The organism is Arthrobacter sp. ISL-30, assembly GCF_018613855.1.
Taxonomy (GTDB): domain Bacteria; phylum Actinomycetota; class Actinomycetes; order Actinomycetales; family Micrococcaceae; genus Arthrobacter.
This window is the reverse complement of sequence record NZ_JAGGPK010000002.1, coordinates 1-5,193: the sequence shown is the minus strand read 5'-3', so window position 1 is coordinate 5,193 and position 5,193 is coordinate 1. Positions and strand designations below refer to the sequence as shown.

Annotated in this window: 6 protein-coding genes and 1 pseudogene; 4 read left to right on the top strand and 3 right to left on the bottom strand. The window is 62.1% G+C overall.

The window, feature by feature from the left end; all coding sequences use genetic code 11:
• Positions 1 to 192: hypothetical protein (locus J7E82_RS00310; RefSeq protein WP_214859230.1), on the top strand; the 192-nt coding region annotated here is incomplete at its 5' end.
• Positions 193 to 544: 352 nt separating this feature from the next.
• Here the strand turns inward: J7E82_RS00310 and J7E82_RS20395 are convergent.
• Positions 545 to 1,123 (bottom strand): annotated as a pseudogene (locus J7E82_RS20395) (substrate-binding domain-containing protein).
• Positions 1,124 to 1,135: 12 nt separating this feature from the next.
• Positions 1,136 to 1,324: a hypothetical protein gene (locus J7E82_RS00295; RefSeq protein WP_214859225.1), complete on the bottom strand. Its 189-nt coding sequence runs from the start codon at positions 1,322 to 1,324 to the stop codon at positions 1,136 to 1,138.
• Here J7E82_RS00295 and J7E82_RS00290 point away from each other — a divergent pair.
• Positions 1,323 to 1,529: a ribbon-helix-helix protein, CopG family gene (locus J7E82_RS00290; RefSeq protein ID WP_251041251.1), complete on the top strand. Its 207-nt coding sequence runs from the start codon at positions 1,323 to 1,325 to the stop codon at positions 1,527 to 1,529. The two genes, J7E82_RS00295 and J7E82_RS00290, sit on opposite strands and share 2 nt — an antisense overlap.
• Complete coding sequence (locus tag J7E82_RS00285; RefSeq protein ID WP_214859223.1) at positions 1,526 to 1,894, top strand: type II toxin-antitoxin system death-on-curing family toxin; 369 nt, start codon at positions 1,526 to 1,528, stop codon at positions 1,892 to 1,894. The genes J7E82_RS00290 and J7E82_RS00285 overlap by 4 nt, the downstream gene beginning before the upstream one ends.
• 244 nt (positions 1,895 to 2,138) lie before the next feature.
• On the opposite strand, the gene J7E82_RS00280 is transcribed toward J7E82_RS00285, so the two are convergent.
• Positions 2,139 to 2,678, bottom strand: coding sequence for a transposase (locus tag J7E82_RS00280; RefSeq protein WP_374223569.1), 540 nt, complete (start codon positions 2,676 to 2,678; stop codon positions 2,139 to 2,141).
• Positions 2,679 to 3,124: 446 nt separating this feature from the next.
• Here J7E82_RS00280 and J7E82_RS00275 point away from each other — a divergent pair, with 446 nt between their 5' ends.
• The gene (locus tag J7E82_RS00275; protein WP_214859222.1) at positions 3,125 to 4,684 is read left to right on the top strand and encodes an IS1182 family transposase; all 1,560 of its coding nucleotides are present in this window, start codon (positions 3,125 to 3,127) and stop codon (positions 4,682 to 4,684) included.
• The last annotated feature ends 509 nt before the right edge of the window (positions 4,685 to 5,193 follow it).

Sequence of the window (5,193 nt, the reverse complement as noted above, 5' to 3'; positions counted from 1 at the left end):
AAAAGGGGCGCCGGAACCCGGCAGGAAGGCCTCGTAATGCTCTCCCTGCCCGAAATCCGGCACCTGATCACCCGTCTCGTCTGGGCCAGGATCCCCGCCCAAAACCACGTACTGGAACGCTCACGCTGGCGCCGAAAACACCAACACCGGGCCCGTGAACACCACTACCGCAAACGACAAACAAAGAAATAACCGCGACTGTAGTACTAGGGGTCCTACGCCTCCCGCAGCACCGCAGGGAAGGCGTAGGGGGCGTGGATGTGCCGTCCTGATCGTCGCGAAATCTCGGGGCATTCTTGGGACCGAAGGTCTGCGTACAGCTGGTAACAGGTGTCCGCTCTTGAACCTTTCCCTGCCGTGGTGGGCGCTTCCGCGAATTGACGTGAACTTGGTGTCGATGATCGTGCAGGGCCCGGCTTCCAAGTTCTCGACCATGATGTCCGTCTTCATGCCGGGAGAAGCTGTGCAATTCCGGTGGATGCCGAGGATGTCGGCCGGGACAGGCGTGTGCTCGTTCCCTTTTAGGCTGAGGTTTGCGCGCTACTCACCAGCCCGGCAGTGCATTTCCCTTGGAACCAGCCGGACCGGTAAGCGGTGAAGTCCTGGGAGGTTTTTTTCCGGAGATGGCCGCTGACAACTCGCCGGCCACGGCACGACCCATGGCTTCGAGGTTCATGTCGATTGTCGTGATGGGGGGCCGCGAGGTTGCGCTGAAGAGTTCCCAGTTATCGAACCCTACGACTCCGACTTCGTGTGGGTCGGACATTCCCGACTCCCTCAGGGCATCGATGACGCCCCGGGCAATTTGGTCGCTGCCGCAAAATATTCCATCAAAGTCCAGGCCGGCGCTGAGCAGCGCCCGTAACCCCTGATGCCCTCACGCTTCATTCCAACTGCCGTACAGGACCTCGTTGGTGACCAGGTTCAGCCCATGGCGAGCAAGTGCTTCCTGCGCACCAGCGGCGCGTTCGCGTGCCGCCTCATATTGAGGCTCCCCGTTGAGCATCACGATCTTTTTCCTGCCCCGTGATACGAGATGGTCGATGGCCAGGCTGGCTCCCATCCTGTTGTCCGGTGTAAAGGAGCAGTCTGATTCCAGGACCGATGGGGTGTAGGCATACACCACCGGCGGGAATTACTTCAGCCGGAATCCTGACTGGTTCCGCCTGGCCCTCGCCGAATAGTTGTTCCGGAATGCGGTAAGAAGCCATTGCGTTCCCAGCCTGGGAGCGATCACGGCGATCAGAATGATGCCGAGTTCCTTGGAGATCCAGATATGGCCGAATAGTAAAGCTTGGTACTGCTTTGGTACCATTGATCGCATGGCTATGAATCTGCGTGTTCCGGAAGACTTGGATCGTCGGCTCGATGAGCTGGCCACCGAGGAGCACACTTCGAAGTCGGCCCTGCTTCTTCAGGGCGCTGAGCTGGTTCTGCAGCGTCACGCCCGCAGGCGTGAGGTCGCCGCGGGACTGGACTTTGTGTTGAGCCATGATGCTGAACTTTTGAAGCGCCTTGAGGATGCATGAGCGCGTCCCTCGAAATCGAGGACGCACTGCTGGTCGTTGATCGGTACGGCTTCCATGTCCGTGACGTCGGACTGCTGGCCTCGGCCTTGGCGAGACCTGCAACGACGGTTATGGGCAGGGAGGCTTACCCGCAGTTGCCTTTGAAGGCGGCCGCGTTGCTCGAATCCGTTGCCAGATTCCACCCTCTCATCGATGGCAACAAACGCACCGCCTGGACGCTCATGGTCCTGACGCTGTGGATCAACGGCTACCGGCACGATTTCAGTACCGAGGAGGCATTCGATCTGGTCGTGGGTGTTGCAGCTGGCCACATCGAGCTCGAACACAGCGCGGCCCTGATTTCCAAACACCTGGTCCCACCGTAGTTCCGCGTCCGGCCTGGTCTTTCGCGTCCGCACGATATGTAAGACCTTTGACAGCCGTCGGCCATGCTTGCCCACAAGAACGCGCCCTCGCCGCGGGACGGCGGTAGCTGTCGCAGTGGACGGAATTGTCTCAAAAGGGGCTGTGTACAATGCGCACACTTTCGGCTTCGGACTGGGCCGTACATCGGCCGGACTGGCTCGGATTGGCGAAGTTTCTGAAGCCCCATTGATGCTCCTATGGCTGTCAATTCGTTTTTTGAGTCGCTTGCTTCTCGAGCCATTTCCGGTAGCTTGTTGCGAGGTCGTCGTTGCGCATGAGTCCTCGTTCGATGCGGGAGATAACGGAGGGCCATTGGCTGAATTCGGCGGCGACCGCGTTGATGGTCAACCCGAGGCGTTTGCGTTTCGGGCGTAGGTCCGTGACGCCTGGCGCCGATTTCGGGTTGAATATCTGTCGGTATATTTCGCGGGATACGTAGCGTTTGAGACAACGCATGATCTCTCGCTTGCTTTTTCCTTCAGTGGTGCGTTTATTGACGTAGTTTTTCGTGCGTGAGCATGAAGCCATGCGGGTCAGCACCACTTGATGCAGGGCACGGTTTGCGTTGCGGTCACCGCCTCGGCTGAGCCGGTGGCGGGTCGTTTTTCCTGATGACGCCGGGATGGGTGCAACGCCGACGAGTGCCGCGAACTGGGCTTCGTTTCCGATCCGTTCCTGGTTGTCTCCCACGGTGATGAGGAGCTGGCTGGCAACGTCTGGTCCTACGCCTGAGAGGAGTCCCACCTCGGGCACGTTTTCCCTCAGGCTCGGGGCCTTTTAAGGGCGCCTCTAGCCGCGTGCGCGCTGTACACACGCCGTCCGCGGGGTTGTTATGACGGGTGTCGGTCACGCCGAGTTTGTCGGTGGCCGTTCTTGTGGCCCGGAGTCTCCTTCGTTTCGTCGGTGACGTTTTTGCCGTGCTACTCCTTCATGGCTGGGCCAGGTCGTGAGAGCATGACTTTTTTGGAGCCGGGGGAGTGGTTCTGCGGTGGCGCGTTTCTGCTTTTGTTTTTCACAGCTGTTCATGGCGCTGCTCTGGGCAAGTGCATGATTTTCGTGAGTTGGTTTTCTGTGTTCTCGTTGCAGGCGGGATCCCGCACGAAGGGGATGTCCGCTAGGAGACTGCTGAAATAATCGCTGGCTTAGGCGCGTCGGCTGGACCGGTGAGGCTGGTCGTTAAGACTGGTCTTATGCAGGGACGTGAGGACGCGCAGCGCGGGTATTTGGATGTGGAGGCACTGGCCGGGGAGTTGTTGGTCCCGGGCAGTGTCTTCGCTTTTCTGGCCAAGAACCGGGGGCGTCTGTTTCCGGATTCGATGATGGAGGACCTGTTTCCGTCGCGGCGGGGCCGGCCTTCGGTTCCGGCGCCGGTGATCGGCTCGGTCCTGCTGCTGCAGGCGTTACAGGGGCTTTCCGACCGCGAAACGGCCGAGGCGTTGACGTTCGATCTGCGATGGAAGGCTGCGTGCGGGTACGGGCTGACCGATACCGCATTCCACCCGAGCACCCTGACGTACTGGCGCCGGCGCCTGGCCGCGTCGAAGAACCCGCACCGGATTATGGAGGCGATTGCCGAAGTTGTGGCGGAAACCGGCATCTTGAAGGGTAAGCGCCGGCGGGCGGTGGATTCAACGGTCCTGGACGACGCCGTGGCGAGGCAGGACACCATCACGCAGCTGATCGCGGGCATCCGCCGTTTCGGCCGTGACGTCCCCGGCGGGCAGGACCTGGTTACCACCCGGGCGACCGGGTATGACTACACGCGAACCGGCAAACCGGACATCGCGTGGGATGACCAGGACGCCAAAGACGGGCTGATCTCGGCCCTGGTCACCGACGCTCTTGCCCTGCTGGCCGCTGTCGATCCCGAAATCCTCGAGGGCAAGGCCGCTGATGCGTACGCGCTGCTGGCGCTGGTGGCCGGGCAGGACGTCGAGCCCGCGGACGGCTCTGACGGTACGGACGGGCGGTGGCGGCTGGCCCGGAAAGTCGCCCCGGACCGGATGATCGCCACCGTGGACCCGGATACCCGGCATGCCCATAAGACCCAAGCCCGTCAGCAGGACGGGTTCAAGGCCCACATCGTGATCGAGCCTGACACCGGGCTGATCACCGCCGCGGAACTGACGAAAGCCTCCGGGCCCCAGAACAGCGACGGGGCCGTCGGTGCCCGGCTGATCGCCAAGGATCCCACGATCACCAGTAGCAGCGTCCAGATTCTGGCGGATTCGGCCTACGGTTCCGGGGAAATGCTCGCAGCCCTCGCCCTGACCAACCACACCCCGGTCATCAAACCCTGGCCGCTGCGCCCGGCCGTCGAGGGCGGGTTCACCCTGGATGACTTCACCGTCGACGAGACCGTCGGGACCATGACCTGCCCGAACAACATCACCCGGGCCATCACCGCCAAGCGCCGGGTCACGTTCGGCGCCGCCTGCACCGGCTGCCCGCTCAGAGCCCGGTGCACCACATCACCACGGGGCCGGAAACTCGTCCTGCACGAACACGACGCGTTGCAGCGCGAACACCGCCACCGCGCCAAGGACCAGGACTTCCAGCACGACTACCGCACCCACCGGCCCATGGTGGAACGGTCCATCGCCTGGCTCACCCGCGGCAACCGCCGTGTTCCCCACCGCGGCGTCAACCCGAACAACGCCTGGCTCCAACTGAGGATCGCGGGACTTAACCTGCGACGTCTGCTCACCCTCGGACTGACCGTGAACGAGGGATCATGGGCGCTGGGATGAACCATCCGTTCGAACCCGGCCCACCCGACCACTGGATGATGCCCTACATCTAGGGGCACAATGAACAAAGCGGGCGGAACGACCCCGTTGTCGCACCTAGAGTGCTGACCTGAACACGCCGCTTGGCGGCCATTGGTGGCGTTCCGCCCGCCCCACAACCACGTTGTTCAGCAGCCTCCTAGTCCGGGCGTTCCGGTGCTATTCCCGCCCGCCAGACTGAACTCGGCCGCTGAGCCGCTTGATCCGGGAGTGGGGCGAAGTGCGTTGACGTCCGGGCCGGTGTGCTCCTGCTCCTTCATCCCTGAGCGGATGCACTGTTCTCCCATCCCGATAAAGGCCGAAATGTCTGCGGAGGGTGATCCGTCAAGGGTGGGCCGGAGGCCCATCACGAAGTGACGCGCAGCGCTCTTGACGGCACACCTGGAGCAGCGAAAATGAGCCGCCGGGATGGGGGCAACGGTCTCCTCGTAAGGCCAAACAGAACTGATCTAGTGCAGCGTGTCTTAAGT